This window comes from Noviherbaspirillum saxi (genome assembly GCF_003591035.1).
GTDB classification, from domain to species: Bacteria; Pseudomonadota; Gammaproteobacteria; order Burkholderiales; family Burkholderiaceae_D; genus Noviherbaspirillum; species Noviherbaspirillum saxi.
This window is the reverse complement of record NZ_QYUO01000001.1, coordinates 2,474,469-2,493,426: the sequence shown is the minus strand read 5'-3', so window position 1 is coordinate 2,493,426 and position 18,958 is coordinate 2,474,469. Positions and strand designations below refer to the sequence as shown.

Here is an 18,958-nt window from a genome sequence, read left to right as displayed (position 1 = left end):
CCCTTGTGGAGAAATTGTTTTGTTTCGCCTGGAACGGTCTATTCGATAGAAACCGGTCCAACCCATTCAGGTAGCTGTTACCTACCCATTGTTACGTGCCGGAAGCCATCCCGGTAAAATGTCGTCCTATTATGATCCGCTCTCAACATTCCGCCAAGCTGCCCTCCCGTCGCCTCTCGGTTGCCCCGATGATGGACTGGACCGATCGTCATTGCCGCATGTTTCACCGGCAGATTACCCGTCATACCTGGATGTACACCGAGATGGTGACTACGGGTGCATTGCTGCATGGCGACGTGGCTCGTCATCTGAACTTCAATGAGGAAGAGCACCCGGTTGCGCTGCAGCTGGGCGGCAGTGAACCGGCCGATCTTGCCAAAAGCGCCAGGCTGGGCGAGCAGTGGGGTTACGACGAAATCAACCTGAATTGCGGCTGCCCGTCCGAGCGGGTGCAAAAGGGCGCGTTTGGCGCTTGCCTGATGGCAGAGCCGCAACTCGTCGCCGATTGCGTCAAGGCCATGCGTGATGCCGTCGCCATCGACGTGACCGTCAAACATCGCATTGGTATCGACGATGTGGAATCCTATGATTTCGTGCGCGACTTTGTCGGCGTCATCGCCGACGCAGGATGTGCCACATTTATCGTGCATGCACGCAACGCCATCCTCAAAGGCTTGAGTCCCAAGGAAAATCGCGAAATTCCGCCGCTCAAGGCAGAGTATGCCTACCGCCTCAAACATGACTTTCCACAGCTCGAAATCATCATCAATGGCGGCATCAAGACCGTTGCGGAAATCGACGCACACCTCCAGCATGTCGATGGCGTGATGCTGGGCCGCGAGGCCTATCACAATCCCTATCTGATGGCGGACTTCGACGCGCGGTATTACGGTGATTCGACGCCCGTGAAGTCGCGCGCGGAAGTGCTGCAGGCGATGCTGCCCTATATTGCCGACCAGCTCGCGCGGTATGGCAAGGGCAATGCTGGCGGCGGTCTGCGACTCAACAGCATCACTCGCCATATGCTCGGCTTGATGACTGGAATGCCGGGTGCTCGCGCATTCCGTCAAACTCTTTCCGATTCCAGAAAGCTTGCCTTGGGCGATCCGGCGCTGCTGATGGAGGCCTTTGCGCGTACCCAGCCGCTCGCTGCCTGATCACCGCTCCGCTTGTTGTCCTGCGTGCCATTCAATGGCACGGAATCTGCTCGCCTCTTGATCTTTCGTGCATAGCGAACTTCACTGCAGGAGGATGTCATGCCATTGAAAACCGGGAAGAGCCAGGAAACGATCAAGAGCAACATCAAGACGCTGGTCCATGAATATGAGCACGACGGCACCATAGGGAACAGCCATCCGCCTTCCAAGAAAAAGGCGATCAAGCAGGCTGTCGCCATCTCCCTTAAAAAGGCGGGCAAGAGCCGGTCGCAAAAAGCGGCCAAGAAATAGCTGGCGGCCCGTTTCTTTTTCGGAAAGGATCATCATGGCTTCAAAGGACCAATCATTTCCCCCACAACATCAAGATAAGCAGCCAGGTTCGGAACAGGCGATGACGCCCAAGCCGCAAGCCGAGATGCAAAATTACAAAGGTAGTGGAAAACTGAAAGGGAAAGTCGCGCTCGTCACCGGCGGAGATAGCGGCATAGGACGTGCGGCGGCAATCGGATTTGCGAAGGAAGGCGCCAATGTCGTGGTCGCCTATCTGGACGAGCATGCAGACGCCAAGGAAACGCAGCGCTACATCGAGGCGGAAGGACGCGAATGCGTGCTGATTGCCGGCGATATCGGCGATGCCGCTTTCTGCGCGAAGATGGTAGAGGCAACAATGTCATCCTTCGGGCGACTGGATATCGTCGTCAATAATGCCGCACAGCAGTACCCGCAGCAAAGCATCGAAGACATCAGCGAAGAGCAATTGCTCAAGACGTTTCGTATCAATATTTTTTCGATGTTCTTCACCGTCAAGGCGGCCTTGCCTCATCTCAAGCCCGGTGCACGCATCATCAATACCACCTCGGTGACGGCATATCGGGGAAGCTCGCACCTGCTCGACTATTCATCCACCAAGGGCGCGATTGTTGCGTTCACGCGCTCACTGTCGCAGCAATTGCTGGAACGCGGCATCCTGGTCAATGCAGTGGCGCCGGGGCCGGTCTGGACGCCGTTGATTCCGGCGTCCTTCGATGAAGAAAAAGTGGCGAGCTTCGGGCAGCACGCCCCATTGGGGCGTGCCGGCCAACCGGATGAAATCGGGCCGTCGTATATCTTCCTGGCATCGGACGATTCGTCTTACATGAGTGGCCAGGTGCTGCACCCGAACGGCGGCGAAGTGGTGAATGCTTGAGCAGGCATATGCGGCATTTGTTGCTTGGCAGGACCGGCGGCATGAGCATGCTGCCGGCTGCGGTTTTCAATATTCCTTCAACCTGTTGTACAGCGTCTTGAGGCTGATGCCGAGAGCTTCAGCAGTCAAGCGCTTGTTGCCGCTGTAATGCTTGAGCGTGGCCAGGATGATTTCCTTCTGCGCATCGGCCAGCGGCGTTCCCACGAAGAAATTCAGATAACCTTCATGAACGGTCGGTTTCTTGGTTGACAGGTCGGAGATGCAATCTTCAATGTTGAGCGTATCGGTCGCGAGGATGTACGCGCGATGGATGACGTTTTTCAGTTCGCGCACATTGCCCGGCCACGAATACGAACGAATCACATCAAGCGAACCGCGCGAAAATATTTTATTCGCATGGTCCTTTTCATTCAGCTCGGCAAGAAAATAATTAGCCAGCGATTCGATGTCATTGCCGCGTTCGCGCAGCGGAGGAATGCGAATCGGAAATACCGCAAGTCGATACATCAGGTCTTCGCGCAGATTACCTTGCTTGACGGCAGTGTCGAGATCGCGGTTGGTTGCCGCGATCAATCGGACATCGACTTTGACTTCTTCATCGCCGCCGACACGCAGAAATGATCCCGATTCCAGCACGCGCAACAGCTTGACCTGCATGTCAACCGGCATCTCGGTGATCTCATCCAGGAACAAGGTGCCGCCGGACGCATGTTCGAAATAGCCTATGTGCTGTCGCACAGCACCGGTAAAGCTGCCTTTCTCGTGACCGAAGAGTGCGGCTTCGATCAGGTGAGGCGGGATCGCGCCGCAATTGACGGCGACGAACGCCTGCTCGCTGCGGGCACTGGCGTGGTGGATCGCATTGGCAATGACTTCCTTGCCGGTGCCGCTCTCACCAACCAGAAGGACGGTCGCTTCGGTTCCGGCCACCTTGTCTACCTGCTGGTAAAGGCGCTCCATGATAGGAGCCATGCCTTGCATGATGCCGAATTGCTTTAAAGATTTTTCGAGAGCCATGTCTGAATCCGTTTGGCCACGGTCATGTGGGAAGTCGCAACGCGCGGGACCGCGCATTGAAGTAGACATCACGATTGTTACATCAAAGCGTGAAGACCCAATTGCGCAATTTCAGTTTCGGTGCGCAAACCGCATCTTTTAATTCATCCGAGAACATGGATTTTCATGTGGTACCCGATCAAATCTCTTTGCATACCGCTACTGTGCATGAAACACGATACACGATAACCAGGGCGAAGTCTGTGCGCACGCGACCTGAATTGATCTAGGCTTAGTCAAGGTAGCCGCAGCCGCAGCGCTAAAACTCGATAGAAATATTTCACCGCCTGCATATCCGGGCCGCAACTTAATATCCCGCTTGGCGGGAAAAATTGCACCACGATTGTCATGTCCAACAAAAGCTCAATAGAACTTATTGTGAGCCATACGGTCAAGTACGTGACACACGACGTTAACTTTTTTGAAAGGAATAAGAATGAATGCATTGAAAACTACATCGAAAGTTTTGTTGGTTGTCGCTGCGCTGAGCTTGACTGCAGTGGGTTGCGATCGGCGTGCAGATACCTCGGGCGGCACTGGCGCAGCAGGTACCAGCTCCAGCGGTGCGGGCTCCATGGGATCGAGTGGCTCTGGTGCCGCCGGTGGTTCGGGCACAACCGGGTCCAGCGGTACAGGCTCGAAGTAACAGGCCCACGGGTTCTACGTAACACCGCGTTTGACGGCATTGCGCAGGATGGTCGCGAGGACCACTTGTGCATGTCGTCTGAACGCATATATCAATGCTATACATTGCAAGTCGGATAATCGCGCGATGCGAAATGTACTATGGCCGACAGTACTATGGCCGACATTCGCATACCGTCTTTGCTCAAGTCTCTTCAAGCCCAGGCCTGTATTCAGTCCACATGAAACCGAAAAGCATTCGCGATACCCAATCGCGTTAATGTCGCATTAATGATTTGCGAAAATGTCGCGGCAACTTCGTCGATCACTGTTCTGGCTCAATAAGAAAAATCATGTGTCCTTGGACAATGCAATTCAAGGAGCATATGCTGAATATTCAATACGCCCAGCTGTCCAATACAGTAGTTCTTAGCTCAAATATTTCCGATAAACCCTTTTGGCAGATTGCCTCACATCGCCGTCGACTAGCTTAGGTCACGATGTCGATCGCAGCAATCGATACCAAGCAGTCGCCGTTCGCCCGCAGGGAATTCGGCATGCTGCTTGATAAAGGCGGCTGCTCCAGTAGAGCGTCCGCCGCTTTCGTCACGCTTCCTGCCCACGGGCCGCGTGGTTCAACATCGTAAGAGATAGTGACCTATGCCACATGTATTGATCGTTGATGATGACGTGAACACGCGCGAAGCGCTGATGGAAATGGCGTCGGCGGAGGGCTTTACCGCAGCCGTCGCCGGCACGATTCGGGATGCGCAGACCCAGATCATGCGACAGCGGCCGGACGTCGTTCTGATCGATCTGAAACTGCCTGATGGCAGCGGTATGGATTTGTTCAACGACATCGAGTCGCGCGCCACGACCGAGATCGTTCTGATCACCGGTCACGCAAGCGTAGAGACCGCCGTCGAGGCATTGCGCTTGGGGGCGGCCGACTATCTGACCAAGCCTATCAATTTCCGACGGCTGAAATCATTGCTCGCCCGCATTCCCCGTACCGTGGACCTGAAGGAGGAAATCGGTGTGCTGCGTAGCGAGTTGCGCCGGCTTGGCCATTTCGGGCAAATGCTTGGCGCCGCGCCCGCGATGCAGAAGTTGTACAACCATATCGGTCGCGTCGCTCCGACGGAAGCCACAGTATTGCTGCTTGGCGAGAGCGGCACCGGCAAGGAGCTTGCGGCGCAGACCATCCATGACTTGAGCCTGCGGCAAAAGCATCCTTTCCTCCCTGTGAATTGCGGCGCGATTTCCCCGCAACTGATCGAGAGTGAAATCTTCGGCCATGAGAAGGGTAGTTTTACCGGGGCGGACCGGCAGCACAAAGGCTACTTCGAACGCGCCAACGGCGGCACGCTATTCCTCGATGAAATTACCGAAATGCCGGTCGAACTACAGGTCAAGCTGTTGCGCGTGTTGGAAACAGGTTCCTTCATGCGCATTGGCAGTAACCAGGAAATCGAAACGGATGTACGTGTCGTCGCTGCCAGCAACCGTGATCCGGAAGCTGCCGTTGCCGAAGGAAAATTGCGGCTGGATTTGTATCACCGGCTGAATGTCTTTCCACTCAAGATACCGCCGCTTCGCGAGCGCGGCGCCGACATCGAGTTGTTGGCGCAACATTTCCTCGACGATATGAATAACGCCCACGGCACCGCCAAGGTACTCTCGCCCGATGGCCTTGCATGTTTGAGCAATTACCATTGGCCCGGCAATGTGCGCGAGTTGCGCAACTATATGCAGCGTGCGTTCATTCTGTCCGACCATACGATAGATGCTGCCGCATTGGCTCCGGTCATTACTACTCAGTCGCCGGTCGGATTGACGCTGGCCATTCCCGTTGGCACGTCATTGGCAGATGTTGACCGCAAGCTGATCTATGCGACGCTTGAGCTCTGCGGCGGAGTTAAAAAACGGGCTGCTGATATTCTGGGGATCAGCCTCAAGACCCTGTATAACCGTCTGGAAGAGTATGGACCTTACGAAGCCATGCAAAAGAAAGACGAATCGTCGATGCAAGGGAGCAGCAGCGACTCCTACCATTAAAGATTAAAGCGGTTGCACCCTGACTTTAGCGTCGAGGCAGTCGTTTGAACGCGTCCAGTTGAATAAGGCGCGAGCCGATCTCGCAGCCATCGTCAATGCCGCGATGCTATCGTATCAATAACGATGATCAACTCTTCCGGCGCTACCGGTTTGGTGAGATGCATCTGGAAACCGGCGGTCAGCGCACGGATTCTGTCTTCGCGCTGCGCGAACGCCGTCAGCGCCAGCGCCGGGAGGCGCTGCAGTGGCGTCGCGCCACTGGACGATCGCCATGTGCGAATTCTTCTCAATACGGCATAACCATCTTCGCCCGGCATCGCAATGTCGGAAATGAGCACATCCGGATAGTGGTCCGCCTGCAGACCCGTAAGCCAGGTAATGGCATCGTCGGCCGTCGCGGCGGAAAATACTCTCGCACCGGCACCGTTGAGCACCATCGTGAGCGATTCCCGTGCCTCGGCCTGATCATCGATGAAAAGCACGCATCGGCCCTCCAGCGAAGGCAATGGCATGTTGCCGGCGGTCGCATCGCCCGGTCCGACCGTAAGGTATTGGTCATTGCGCGAACGCAGCCGGAAATACACGGAAAACGTCGTTCCCTTTCCTTCGCCGTCGCTGTCGGCCTTGACCTCCCCCTTGTGTAATTCGACGAGATGGCGCACCAGGAACAAACCCAAACCCAGTCCGCTGTGATGGCGTGTGCTGGAGGTATCTTCCTGACTGAAGCGGTTGAACAAATGCGGCAGAAACTCAGGCGATATACCGGCTCCGTCATCCCGCACGGTCACGCAAATCTGCTCGCCAGCATGCGTGGCGGCAAGCCAGATATGGCCCCCGTCAGGGGTGAACTTGACCGCATTGGAGAACAGATTGCAGAAAATCTGCTGTACCCTGTCCTCGTCTCCTTCGATCTGTTCGCTGGTGATGCGATAGTCGCAGCTGACGGTAATATGTTTTGCCGCTGCCATGGCCCGTATGCTTTCGACTGCTGCCTGTAATGCGGGCAGCAAGGCCAGCGGTTGCTTTACCAGCCGGAATTTGCCGCTCATCATGCGTGTTACATCGAGCAAGTCTTCAATCAGCCTGACCTGCTGATTGATGCCGGTCTTGATGCCTTGCAAGGCACGTTGCGCCAGCGGCACCGCCGCGACGTCCTTCACATAGCTTTCCAGCACATGCGCCCAACTCTGTATCCCGTTCAACGGCGCGCGCAGCTCATGCGAGACGATGGAGAGGAATTCGTCGCGGGCGCGGGCGGCGGTCTCGGCCTGGATGCGTGCGCTGCGTTCGCGGTTTAGCAAATCGTCGCGCTCCTTTTCCATCCGTGCCCGGGTGGTGACGTCATAAGCAATTCCCACGACGGAATCAATGCCGCTCCAGCGGTCGGTTTCGGGAATGATGCGTCCCGAAAAAAAGCGAGTCTCGGTGTCGGACTCGACCGTGAAGTCCAGGCGTTGTTCGCTGCCCGTGGCGAAGGCTGCTTCTGCAGCTTCATTCCACGCCTGCACCATCGATGCCGGCAACCCGAGTTCGGCCTTTGTCTTGCCGATATAGGCTTCGGGCGGAAGGGCGGCTAGTTTGGCCACGGCGGGATTGACATACAGATGGCGCATGCGCCGGTCCAGGCGGGAAATGATGTCCGGCGAGTTTTCCACCAATGTCTTGAATTCCAGCTCACGCCGGTGCAGCTGCTCCTCGGTATCGATCCGGTCCGTAATGTCCGTTACCATCGCAGAAAAGCCGGCGACACTGCCATCGGGCTGCAAGTCCGGGCTGTATACCGCGAGCAGGCGCCGTTCGCCTTGCGGACCATCGAGCGCTACCTCGAATTGAACCGGCTCGCCGCGCAAGGCTTGCGCAATGTAGGCCTGCATGTGCGGATAGTCCTCACCCAGTATTTCTTTTGTCGATGCACCGACGATGTCATCGCGCGAACGCTTGAACCAATGCTGGTACGCGGCATTGACAAACCGGTGGCGCTCTTGCGCATCGATATAGGCAATCATGGCTGGCGCGGTATCGGTAATCAGGCGAAGGTACTTGTCCTGCTGGGACAGGGCTTCGGCAATCCGGTTGCCTGCGCTGACATCGCGAATCACGACAAGCCTGCCATCTGGCGTTCCTGCATCGATATAAGGCGAGACTGTGATCTCCGCGTCGATCACATTCCCGTCGGGCAAGACCAGCAGACGCTGGAAGGTGGCCGGGCAGCAATCGAGCGCGATCGGCTCGGACAAACCGTCGTCGCTCGTCTTCAGTACATCGTCCAGCGCCCGCCCGTCCGGGCTTTGTCCGGAGGCAAAAAACATCTTTAAGGCAGCACGATTGCTACCAACGATCAGGTGATTGCGCACGAGAAAAATTCCATCGGCGCAGCGTTCTATCAACTGGCGATATTTTTCCTCATCCTGAGTCATTGTTTCTTTTGATCGCATGACGCGCGTGCCTCGATGAATAAACGGTATGCGCCCGGCCGATGCAGCGTCGCTATGATGATGAGTGGAAGGTTGTTGATTGCTCGACATGCCCATGATGGAAATTTGCTCCTGTATTCAAATGCTGACTTCGTTGCACGAAAGGCATCCTGCGGCATCGTTGAGACAGCGTGGTTCAAAACCAAACCATTCCATGAGAGGAGGATGGGTTCCCAACCAATCGTAGCCGTCCAGCGAGGCAAGGTTTTGCTTGCGCGCACAAAAGCGTACATCGCTGCCTTCCGGCGCTTGATGAAATTCAGCGCAATAACGCTCGCGACATTACAGCCTCTCGACGCCAACAGTTTTATTTGATTCCATGTCCATCGTGTCACGACATATTTGCTCCATGCGATGCGGGTCCAAACGGTCACATCGCAATCATGAAGAAGATAAATAAGCTGCTTGTCCCCTTGCACAGCGAATGCACTCTGAAGCGGCGGTATGCCTGCGACGTAACGATTACACCGCTTTGCCATTTTTACATGTAGCCGCATCGTCGTCGAAGCGCGGATGTGTCATGGCGCAGGAGCTTGCTTCTGTGCATGCGGATTACTTGCAGGGTGCTCGAAGCCGAGCATGAAACGTGCCGACTATCTTGCGACGGTCCAGGTTAAAGCTGCCGTTTGAGCGAGATCATCGCGCTCCCTCGCATCGTCCGTATAGTGATCCACAGCGGGAATGAGGCATATCGCTCCTGCAAGCCACTATAGCGATCCATGGATCGGAAAACTGCTCTACATGTCCTTCAGACGTCACATACCTTTTCCACCGTCTTTCCCGCCTAAGGGAATCGAATCCGTTCATACGCATATCGTCGATGCAGCGCAAGCCAATCCGAAGGGCAGAACGGGAAGACAAGCAAGCAGCCATTTTTTTCGGAAGTTTCTGAGGCAAACGGCCGTGCGAAGTCCGGACGCCCGGCACAGCTCTTGCGTGAGCCTGTCGTAATGCGGATGCGGCATAAACAGCGGCGTCCGCAGCACCGTGCATTGCGTGAGGTAGCCTTCCTTCCAGAGCAATGCGCCGTCGGTATTTGTCCGGCGCATCCATCCATGGATTCTATCGACACCGGTCACATGAAATGACAATGTGCTCCTCTATCCTGTCCCCTCGTATCCGTATGCGGCATTCGTGCGCGGGGCATTGCATGCATGCAGCCAATCTCGCATATGCCTGCCGCTGGCCCGCACTCTGTGCAGAGTACGACCACATATCATCAACCCGTTTTCATGCCCTTGCGGCAAGGAGATAGCATGGCTTCTGCAATCATTGTTTTCTCGCATCTGCGCTGGGATTTTGTATTTCAGCGTCCGCAGCATTTGCTGTCGCGGCTAGCCAGGCATTATCAGATTGTCGTCGTGGAAGAACCGGTATACGACGCAGAGCGCACCTACCTCAACACTTATTCGCCGGCGCCCAATATATTGGTGTGTCAGCCGCACACACCGGTCAATATGCCGGGTTTTCACGATGACCACCTGCCGCATCTGCAAAAGCTCCTGCGGCAGGTGGTACGCGATTATCCCGATCATATGGCCTGGTTTTACACCCCGATGGCCTTGCCGCTGCTGCCTGAATTGCAGCCGCGTCTGGTGGTGTATGACTGCATGGATGAACTGGCTTCTTTCAAGAACGCGCCCAAGCAACTCCTGCAAAGGGAGAGCGCCTTGCTGAAGGTGGCCGACGTCGTATTCACAGGCGGGCAAAGCCTGTACCGGTCCAAGCGCGATCGTCATCCGCATGTCCATTGCTTTCCAAGCAGCGTGGATTCAGCGCATTTCATACAGGCGCTCGACCGGACCAACTCGCATCCGGCGCACCGTGAAATTCCGGGGCCGCGTCTCGGTTTTTTTGGCGTGATCGACGAGCGCTTCGATGTCGACCTGATCGGTACGCTTGCCGACGCTCATCCGATGTGGCAGATCGTCCTGGTTGGACCCGTAGTCAAGATCGATCCGGCCAGTCTGCCGCAACGGGGCAACATCCATTATCTGGGACAGCAGCCCTACGAATCCCTGCCGCAATTCCTCGCCGGCTGGGATGTCTGCCTGCTGCCGTTTGCGATCAATGAATCGACGCGCTTCATTAGTCCGACCAAGACGCTGGAATACATGGCGGCCGAACTGCCCATCGTCAGTACCCCGGTGACCGACGTCGCCAGCTGCTACAGCGACATCGTTGCCATTGCCGGCGATGCAGATGCCTTCATCGCCGCCTGCGAAGCGGCACTGCTTGCGCCGCCCGAAGAGCATGCGCGCAAGGTGGACGGCATGCGCCGCGTGCTGGCCGCCACCTCGTGGGATTCGACCGTCGCGCAGATGCGTACCCTGCTTGACACGACGCCGCGCCGGCAGGATACCGCGCCTCCGCAAGCGGATGTGGAAACGCTGGCCGCCGCCGATACGACGCCCAACGTCAACCGGCTGCGCCAGCAGGATGCGCATCGGTATGCGAAGACGGCCATCATCGGCGCCGGCCCTACCGGTCTGTCTGCCGCCTACCATTTGGGCCACGACGCGGTACTGCTGGAAAAGAGCGATATGGTCGGCGGCTGGTGCCGATCGATCCGCGAAAATGGATTTACCTTCGATCACGCTGGCCACATCATGTTTTCCAATGATCCTTATGTGCTGGAACTCTATGACATTCTGCTTGGTTCGAATGTGCATTGGCAGGATCGCGAGGCATGGATCTACAGCAAGGGCGTGCATACCCGCTATCCCTTTCAGGGTGCCTTGCATGGATTGCCGCCCGATGTGATCAAGGAATGCATCATGGGCGCGGTGGAAGCCCGTTACGGCGGCGGCAAGTCGATCCCGGGGGCCGTCGCCAAGGTGAGCGATTGTTGTGCCGACGGCGGTGTGACACTATCCGCATCGAATGTGGCTGCGCTGGACAAGCGCGGTCCGGCGAACTTTGAAGAATTCATCTACCAGGTATGGGGCGCCGGCATCGCCAAGCACTTTGCCATTCCCTACAACCGCAAGCTGTGGGCCGTGCCTCTGACCGAAATGGAAACGTCGTGGCTGGGCGGCCGGGTCCCGCTGCCGAATCTGGAAGAAATGATCAGCGGCGCACTGGAACCGGTCCCCAGGCCGATGGGGCCGAATGCACGCTTCGGCTATCCCTTGCGCGGCGGCTTCCAGGCCTTGATGTCGGGCTTTGTCCCGCACATCAAGGGCACGATAGAACTCAATGCCGATGTCGTGAGTGTTTCGCCGCGCCAGCACCTGATCACACTGGCCGATGGCCGCCGTTACGAATATGAGAATCTGATCAGTACCATGCCGTTGCCGCAGCTGATCAGGATGATCGGCGACGAAGCACCGGACGAGGTACGTCAGGCCGCTGCGGACCTGAAACATATTTCGGTCCGCTGCGTCAATCTTGGTGTGGCGCGTGAAAACATCACCGACAAGCACTGGATCTACTATCCCGAGGACACGATTTTCCACCGCATTTTTGTGCAGGGAAACGCCAGTCCCGAATGCAATCCGCCGGGCGGATTCGGCATTACCTGCGAGATCACATATTCGCCGACCTGGAAACCCTTGCCTATGAGCGGCCAAGAGCTGATCGATCGTTGCATCCGGGATTGCGTCAAGGTCGGCATGTTCCGCGAAGACGACGAGATCATCGTTGCCGGCGAAGTCGACATGCCCTACGCCTACGTGGTGTACGACCATGCGCGCGCAAAGAATGTGGAGACCATCAAGTCATGGCTGGCGATGTACGACATCACCCTGGCAGGACGCTACAGCGAATGGGAGTACTACAATTCGGATCATGCGTTCATCGCCGGCAAGAAGGCTGCCGAAGCGGTGAAATGGGTAGAGAAGAAGAGTGCGGTGGCGGTCGAATAGCCATCGGGAACGGCGCTACCTCCGGCGGGTCAAATTGAACAGGCGGGCGGCGAGCAGGCCGGCAGCCCTGCTGCAACAGGATTGCGCCTGCAACCGATACCGTTGGAGGGAGCCATGAAATCAAGCATTTCGGCATTCGCGTTGGCCGCGCTGCTGCCGCTGGCGGCTCAGGCCGCGCCCGCATCATCGGATGCCAATCCGCCCGCCACGACCCGAACGGCCAAAAGCGCAGAATACAATCAGCTGTATCGCGGGTCGAAAATCATCGGTACTTCCGTGCGCGATCCCAAGGACAAAAAGGTCGGGACGATCCAGGATCTGATTCTGGACAGCGGCCGGGGAGAGATTGCTTACGCCGTCATCAGCTTTGGCGGCGTGATGGGCGTCGGCCGGAAATTTCACGCAGTCCCCTGGCAGGCGCTGGAACCCAATGACGATAATCGCCACTATGTACTGCACGCGGATCGTGAAACCATTACTCAGGCGCCCGGATTCGACAAGGCAAGATGGCCGGACATGACAGATGAAAAGTGGAGCGCTGAGATCGATCGTTACTGGAGCCGCATGGTCGGACGCGGTACATTCGGCACCAACAAGCTGACGTCCGGAGCGACGAATCCCGCACCATCTTCAGCGACGACGGCGCCGCCCGCCGGCACCGGCACCGGGCCACGCAGCGACATGCAAAATAGCGGGCGGTAAGAAGGATGTTTGACATTTCCATTGCAGGATTCTTTCTCTCTCGTAGGAGGAACTCTTCAGGGAATGGCGATCATCAATATGACCCTTCGCCGCTCAGATGACAGGAGATCGCATGAGCGACACGCATACTTCCCATCCTGGCGGCGCACAAGTCATCGGTGCCGAACCACATTTCTCCGGTCCCGGACCGTATGTCATGGCCGCCGACACACTCCGCGGCGAAAAGGTGTTCAACACCGTGGACGAGCGGCTCGGCGAGATCGAAGAAATCATGATCGATGTGCCGAGTGGCCGCGTCGCCTATGCAGTCCTGTCGTTCGGCGGGGTCATGGGAATCGGCGACAAGCTGTTCGCCATTCCCTGGAGTGCATTGACACTCGATGCCGACCGCCGCTGCTTCATACTCGACATGTCGCAAGAGCGGTTGAGAAATGCGCCGGGCTTTGACAAGGCTCACTGGCCTTCGATGGCCGATCCTGGCTGGACGAATACCGACCCCAACGTGCAACGCGACGTCGACACACGCCGAAATAATTGATCGACCCCCACCGATCCATGCCCCGGTAAACCCGTGTCATGATCGGTGCATCTGTCCTATGAGGCAATTCAAATGGCTGTCGTATAGGCATGCTTTAATGTTCCTATGCGCTGCTGGCCGCTCGGGCAGAAACGGCTCTAACAAGCACATGGCCTGTCGCGTCAGCCCCCGCAAGATTCCATCGGATCCGATTCATTGAACCCTCATCAGGGAGGCATCATGGAAGGCCTGGCATCCATAGACTGGGGCGAGCTGTTCGGCTTGAGCGTACCGCTTGCCGAACTGATTGTCCGCGGCACCACGATGTACTGGTTTTTGTTTGTGATGTTTCGCTTCGTGGTCCGGCGCGATGTCGGCGCTATTGGCATTGCCGATGTGCTGATTCTGGTGATCGTTGCCGACGCCGCGCAAAATGCCATGTCGGGCGAATACACGTCTGTCACCGACGGCATGGCATTGGTCACTACCCTGATTGGATGGAATCTACTGCTGGACTGGGCATGCTTTCGATATCCCCGGATACGACGCCTCGTACAACCGCGCCCGCTCGCCTTGGTGAAAGGGGGGCGTCTGCTCAGGCAGAACATGCGCAAGGAATTCATTACCGAAGAAGAACTATGGAGTCGTTTGCGCCAGGGAGGCGTCGAATCGCTAAATGACGTCAAAGCCGTCTACATGGAAACCGATGGTGAAATCAGCGTGATCAAGCGGCAATAAAAAAGCAGGGCAATTCGCATTGCCCTGTACACCGAACATCACAGCTTCGCCAAGGTATAACCAATTTTGCTTCAATTCATCTTAATACGTTTTGTGAGAGGCCAGACAGTTTTGCCATCATCCGCGCCGAACGAGCATTCCACGTCTCGTGCCTGGCGACAACCTGTGTGATGTGCGCGTATGGCGTATTGCAGGACTGCGCGGATGCATGCTGCGCTTAAGCAAGCCCGCAAAATAGCTGTCGGCTGCATTGTCTTCGTCCGCGCTATCGTCCAGTTCTTCCACCACAATTTCGGGCGCTTCCTCGAGGTTTGCCAGCGGCACTGCGGAATTGCTCGCATGCCTGGTTACGGTCCCGCCGCTGCGTACAGGCGACGCAACCGGCGCCGTCATCATGGCCAGTTCCTGCGCGGCAAGCATATCGTTCTCCGATAGACCGAAATGGCGCGCCTGTCCGGATTCGCTGCTCCAGCGCAGGGTATTGAGCACGAGCGACTGACCGTCGGGTACCAATGCCGCCAGATGCTGGCGGGTCCGGATCACCACATAAGCGATGCCGATCTTGCGGCTCTGACGCAAGGTCTCCCGCAGCAAGGCATATGCCTTTTCGCCGCCTGGCGCGGGTTGCAAATAATAAGGCGTTTCAAAATAATCGGACGGAATTTCCTGTGCTTCGACAAAGGCAAGGATATCGACGGCGTGTGTCGGCCGTAATGAGGTCATGCATCGTTCCGTATCAGGAAAAATCACAAGAAGCCTTTCTCTTTTCTCGTCTGTATTTATCGGCATCGGGGAACTATCGACAGCTGCTGCCGCGTGCAGGCCCGGCTATCAATGCCTGATTCGGGCGGCCGCCGCGCAATGCCAGGGGCCGCCTTGATGCATTAGTTAATGCACGTTCTTGCGTGAGGTCGATTTGCTGCTTTTTTCCTCATCGTCGATTTCTTCATCATCGGCAGGAATGCCAAGTTCATCGCGCAGTTCGAGCTTGCGCTGCTGCAGTTCCTCGCCCAACTCATCGAGGTCCACCCCGGACTTCTTCACTTTTGGAAATAACTCCTTTTCTTCCTCTTCGATGTGGTGTTTTACGTACTCGCCGAGGACAGTGAATTTTGCGTCATACAGTTCATCGCCAGGCTGCATTGCGGACAGTTCGCTGATCAGTTGTTTGGCGGAAGCATGCTCGACTTCGGCTTCATCCAGCAGATCTATGTCATCGATCGCATCGCGTGCAGCCGGGTAAAAAATTTCTTCCTCGATCTGCGCGTGTATCGTCAACGCTGTACAAACGGTTTCAACAATCAATTGCCTTGCATCATTGTCTTCATAACCCTTGCTTTTCATTTTTTCAAATTCATCGAAGAGCTCCTTTACTTTCTTGTGGTCTTCGGTAAGCAGTTTGATCGCATTGTTTGTGGAAGCCTTGGCCGGGCCGCGAGGCGCGGTCTTCCCAGACTTGGAAGCACTTTTGGAAGTCGCATTACGTGGCATGGAAATCTCCTTATCGTTGGCTACGTGGTGCCGATATCGCAAGCTCTGTGCCAAGCTTCCGCACGGCAAGAACTAAAGAACATGCCATGCTGCGCAAGCGGTGGTGCGGCAGGACCAAAGGTGGAAAGGAGATCGGGGAACACCCAGCGATTTCGTTTTTTGCAATCGGCTGTAAAAGGTACAGCCAGCGAAATCAATGCGATTGCAAAAGCGGGTCAATACCAGCGGACTCCGCCTTTCGCAGGGAGAAAGGCAAGTGCAGCAGTTCCAGTGCGGCATCGACGACACGCTGGGGCGAAACTTCGTGCAGGCAATGATGATGTCCCTGAGGACAAACGCTCTTGTAGCAGAACTTGCATGGCACATCCTGGAACAGCACACGGCTTGCCGTCGATCTCGGGCACATGGCGCGCCGCGGCCGCGCCGCTGGACGATGTGAGCAGCGTGACGTGACTTCCCGGGTGGGACTGTTTCAGGGCGCGTATGGCAGGCGTGCTCATGAGGACATCGCCCAGGTAATCCAGGCGGATGCACAGGATACGGCGGACGTGATGCCAGGGCTTCATGGTCATTGATCAAAATCCATTGATGCAAAAACATATATTCAGATCTGCTGGTTGCCACTGCCGACTGCGTCAGGCGGTCCAAGTCCACCTGATGCTGCCGGATTGCCCATGCTGCCAAGGTCTTCGACCGCATCGTCCATGGCGCTGTCGTTTTCGACGGCAGCAATCATGCTTGCGGCGGCATACAGGTCGGGCGCCTTCAAATCCGGCGTGCGTAGCGGCGATTCATTCCATTCGGTTTCATTGCCGTTATCGATCAGCACTGTTCTGCACCCGGCGCGGCGGCCCGCTTCGACATCGTGCAGGATGTCGCCGATCATCCACGACTGCGACAGGTCGATCTCGCGTTCGCGGGCGGCGCGATACAACATGCCCGGCATAGGTTTGCGGCAAGTGCAGGGAACGGCGTATCGGCTGACGACGCCGTCGGGGCTATGCGGACAGTAATAGAAACCGCTGAGGGTGACCCCGTATTGCGCCAGCAATTCGGACAGGCGTTCATGTACGGGATCAAGCGCGGCCTCGGTGAACAGGCCCTTGGCCACGCCGGACTGGTTGGTAACGACGAACAGGGCGAATCCCATGTGCTGAAGCAACTGTAGGGCCTGGCCCGCGTGCCAGCTGAGTTCGATGAGGCCTGGATTGACGTTGTAGGGAACGTTTTCCACCAGGGTGCCGTCTTTGTCGAGGAAAATTGCGCGCATGATCACTTAAGTTGTCGGGGCTGCATGGAGGATTTCATTTGGTCTTCAATCCCGCATTGAATCCTTTCACGGCCATGACGACTCCTGCATCGGCAACACCATCACTTCTGGAATCACGGTCTGTTCCGGCAGCAGCACCGACTTGATGGCCTTGGCGACATTCATACGTCTTGCCGCCGGCTTCTTCAAGCAGCGATGCCACCGTTTGCGCCTTGTCGAGATTCAGGTCGCCGACCACGATGTTTGCGCCGGCCGAAGACAGCACATCGCACAGCGCGGCGCCGAGGCCGCTGGCGCTACCGGTGACGAGAATGGTCTTGCCCGCTAGCTGCTTCGCTTCGGTTGGGTCTGCTATATAGCTGGATACTTGAACGTTGCTCAACTCCCTCTCCGTAAAGGTGGGCATGGATTGAGGCTACGCCGTATCGGCATAGCCGTTGTTGATACAACCGGGATCGGTCTGCAATAAGGCCGGGTCAGCTGCGCATGCTCACTTCACCAGCAGGCGTACCGGCACCTGATATTGATGGCGTAGGATGGCGGCCGCGCGAATGACGTTGTCGACGCCCTTGCGCGGTACCATGCGCCCCAGTTGCAACACAACGAACTCGTCACGTGACCTACGTAAACGTGTTGCCCACCACTATCGGTACCACCGAGTTGGGCCAAGGGAGAGGCATGCTCGCTGATAAGGGCAATTTTTCGCATGACGATGGAAGTTTTAAGTGGCAGAGAGACGGACAGGACCGGGGGTGAATAAGCGAACCATGTACCTAATGGTGCCCGTGGATGTGCTCATCATGGGCGGTGTAATCAAGCCCGCGCGCGCCGCCGCCTGTCATCCGGAAATTTGCGGAATGCAATTTATGTGGGTAATAACTTCTCAACAATGTAAAAACTGCGAAACATAGTTTGTATAAATGGCGCATGTCTGCAACTGCAGGACGGTTCCATGAGTTCACATTACTGTCGCGCGCAACGATACCGTCTTGCGATCTGGCACAGGAAGTGCATGTTTCCCGATTCTGGGGCCGGTACTGTCCAGACAATCATTTCTTGCCGAAAGCTCTGAAGTGCCGGAATCGCTATCTATCAATAAGGAGATCAATATGTGGATGCAGAAAACGAAGATTGCGGCCGCGGTCGCGGCAGCAATCATGCTGGCCGCTTGCGGCAGCAATCCGAGAACAACATCGAGCACGAGCTCTATCCCGGTGACGACTACCAGCAGTTCGGTCCCTATGACCACGTCCAGCAGCGCTACCGGTTTCGGCGTGGTACAAGCGATCGATGTGATTCCCGCGCAGCAGGCGTCGGGCGGTGTCGGCGTAGGTACGGTAGCCGGTGCGGTGGTTGGGGGCGTGCTCGGCAATCAGGTCGGCAGCGGTAGCGGCCGTACTGCAGCGACAGTCGCCGGTGTGGCCGGCGGCGCATTGGCGGGCAGAGCCATGGAAAACAATTCCCGTACCGCCGGAACCGCCCAATCGTATCGGGTCGCGGTGCGCATGGACAATGGATCGATACAGACCCTGTCGCAGGATGTGCAACCCGGAGTGCAAGTCGGTGAACGCGTTCGTCTGGAGAACGGCGTGATTGTCGAACGCTTCCGTTAAATTGATGCCCTTGGTACGCCCGCACGTCCTGGAGGATTGTACGGATGAGAACGGGAATCCACCCGGAATCCCTTCTCTTGCGGTGCGCGGCATGGTAATAAAGGGGAGCAGGACCTTCCGGAAGGTCGCCAGACCAACAACTTTCCGGCCGGTCCACATGAATGAAGCGCAGATGCGATGCCGGCGCTTCATGTATTACTTCTTTC

General features: G+C 56.7%; 16 protein-coding genes and 3 pseudogenes. 10 read left to right on the top strand and 9 right to left on the bottom strand.

What is annotated here, in order from left to right:
- Window positions 1-131 precede the first annotated feature (131 nt).
- From dusA to D3871_RS11765, 3 genes are all read left to right on the top strand, one after another.
- Window positions 132-1,157 carry a tRNA dihydrouridine(20/20a) synthase DusA gene (dusA, locus tag D3871_RS11775; protein ID WP_119769059.1) on the top strand — a complete coding sequence of 342 codons (1,026 nt, stop codon included), beginning with the start codon at window positions 132-134 and terminating at the stop codon, window positions 1,155-1,157.
- Window positions 1,158-1,256: 99 nt separating this feature from the next.
- Window positions 1,257-1,448 carry a hypothetical protein gene (locus tag D3871_RS11770; RefSeq protein ID WP_119769058.1) on the top strand — a complete coding sequence of 64 codons (192 nt, stop codon included), beginning with the start codon at window positions 1,257-1,259 and terminating at the stop codon, window positions 1,446-1,448.
- Between the two features lie 34 nt (window positions 1,449-1,482).
- The gene (locus tag D3871_RS11765; protein WP_119769057.1) at window positions 1,483-2,343 is read left to right on the top strand and encodes an SDR family oxidoreductase; all 861 of its coding nucleotides are present in this window, start codon (window positions 1,483-1,485) and stop codon (window positions 2,341-2,343) included.
- 66 nt (window positions 2,344-2,409) lie between these two features.
- Here D3871_RS11765 and D3871_RS11760 read toward each other — a convergent pair whose 3' ends face one another.
- The gene (locus tag D3871_RS11760; RefSeq protein WP_233575585.1) at window positions 2,410-3,360 is read right to left on the bottom strand and encodes a sigma-54 interaction domain-containing protein; all 951 of its coding nucleotides are present in this window, start codon (window positions 3,358-3,360) and stop codon (window positions 2,410-2,412) included.
- Window positions 3,361-3,835: 475 nt separating this feature from the next.
- Here D3871_RS11760 and D3871_RS29785 point away from each other — a divergent pair, with 475 nt between their 5' ends.
- Together D3871_RS29785 and D3871_RS11755 are read left to right on the top strand one after the other, a co-directional pair.
- Entirely contained in the window at window positions 3,836-4,045 is a 210-nt protein-coding gene (locus D3871_RS29785; protein ID WP_147376796.1) for a hypothetical protein, read from the top strand.
- Between the two features lie 638 nt (window positions 4,046-4,683).
- Window positions 4,684-6,081 (top strand): sigma-54-dependent transcriptional regulator, encoded by a 1,398-nt coding sequence (locus D3871_RS11755; protein ID WP_119769055.1) that lies wholly within the window; start codon window positions 4,684-4,686, stop codon window positions 6,079-6,081.
- A 92-nt stretch (window positions 6,082-6,173) separates the two neighbouring features.
- Here D3871_RS11755 and D3871_RS11750 read toward each other — a convergent pair whose 3' ends face one another.
- On the bottom strand, window positions 6,174-8,498 hold the full coding sequence (locus tag D3871_RS11750) for a hybrid sensor histidine kinase/response regulator (RefSeq protein WP_158597919.1): 2,325 nt from the start codon (window positions 8,496-8,498) through the stop codon (window positions 6,174-6,176).
- Window positions 8,495-9,034, bottom strand: coding sequence for a hypothetical protein (locus tag D3871_RS30205; protein ID WP_158597918.1), 540 nt, complete (start codon window positions 9,032-9,034; stop codon window positions 8,495-8,497). The genes D3871_RS11750 and D3871_RS30205 overlap by 4 nt, the downstream gene beginning before the upstream one ends.
- 777 nt (window positions 9,035-9,811) lie before the next feature.
- Between D3871_RS30205 and D3871_RS11745 the strand changes: the two genes are divergently transcribed.
- From D3871_RS11745 to D3871_RS11730, 4 genes are all read left to right on the top strand, one after another.
- Window positions 9,812-12,421, top strand: coding sequence for an FAD-dependent oxidoreductase (locus D3871_RS11745; protein WP_119769053.1), 2,610 nt, complete (start codon window positions 9,812-9,814; stop codon window positions 12,419-12,421).
- 114 nt (window positions 12,422-12,535) lie between these two features.
- Window positions 12,536-13,123, top strand: a complete 588-nt coding sequence (locus tag D3871_RS11740) for a PRC-barrel domain-containing protein (RefSeq protein ID WP_119769052.1) — start codon at window positions 12,536-12,538, stop codon at window positions 13,121-13,123.
- Window positions 13,124-13,235: 112 nt separating this feature from the next.
- Window positions 13,236-13,661, top strand: coding sequence for a PRC-barrel domain-containing protein (locus D3871_RS11735; protein WP_119769051.1), 426 nt, complete (start codon window positions 13,236-13,238; stop codon window positions 13,659-13,661).
- Window positions 13,662-13,880: 219 nt separating this feature from the next.
- Window positions 13,881-14,378 carry a DUF421 domain-containing protein gene (locus D3871_RS11730; RefSeq protein WP_119769050.1) on the top strand — a complete coding sequence of 166 codons (498 nt, stop codon included), beginning with the start codon at window positions 13,881-13,883 and terminating at the stop codon, window positions 14,376-14,378.
- Window positions 14,379-14,495: 117 nt separating this feature from the next.
- Here D3871_RS11730 and D3871_RS31665 read toward each other — a convergent pair whose 3' ends face one another.
- The 6 genes and pseudogenes from D3871_RS31665 to D3871_RS31525 form a co-directional block, all read right to left on the bottom strand.
- Complete coding sequence (locus D3871_RS31665) at window positions 14,496-15,167, bottom strand: Ku protein (RefSeq protein WP_119769049.1); 672 nt, start codon at window positions 15,165-15,167, stop codon at window positions 14,496-14,498.
- Window positions 15,168-15,266: 99 nt separating this feature from the next.
- Window positions 15,267-15,869 (bottom strand): hemerythrin domain-containing protein, encoded by a 603-nt coding sequence (locus D3871_RS11720; RefSeq protein ID WP_119769048.1) that lies wholly within the window; start codon window positions 15,867-15,869, stop codon window positions 15,267-15,269.
- Between the two features lie 604 nt (window positions 15,870-16,473).
- Window positions 16,474-17,139, bottom strand: coding sequence for a D-glycero-alpha-D-manno-heptose-1,7-bisphosphate 7-phosphatase (locus D3871_RS11710; protein ID WP_199724756.1), 666 nt, complete (start codon window positions 17,137-17,139; stop codon window positions 16,474-16,476).
- A gap of 66 nt (window positions 17,140-17,205) precedes the next feature.
- Window positions 17,206-17,301, bottom strand: a pseudogene (locus D3871_RS31660) (SDR family oxidoreductase); the annotation flags it as partial.
- A 64-nt stretch (window positions 17,302-17,365) separates the two neighbouring features.
- A pseudogene (locus D3871_RS31655) lies at window positions 17,366-17,545 on the bottom strand (hypothetical protein); the annotation flags it as partial.
- 122 nt (window positions 17,546-17,667) lie between these two features.
- Window positions 17,668-17,746 (bottom strand): annotated as a pseudogene (locus D3871_RS31525) (hypothetical protein); the annotation flags it as partial.
- A 502-nt stretch (window positions 17,747-18,248) separates the two neighbouring features.
- Between D3871_RS31525 and D3871_RS11690 the strand changes: the two are divergent.
- On the top strand, window positions 18,249-18,752 hold the full coding sequence (locus D3871_RS11690; RefSeq protein WP_119769045.1) for a glycine zipper 2TM domain-containing protein: 504 nt from the start codon (window positions 18,249-18,251) through the stop codon (window positions 18,750-18,752).
- Window positions 18,753-18,958: the final 206 nt, after the last annotated feature.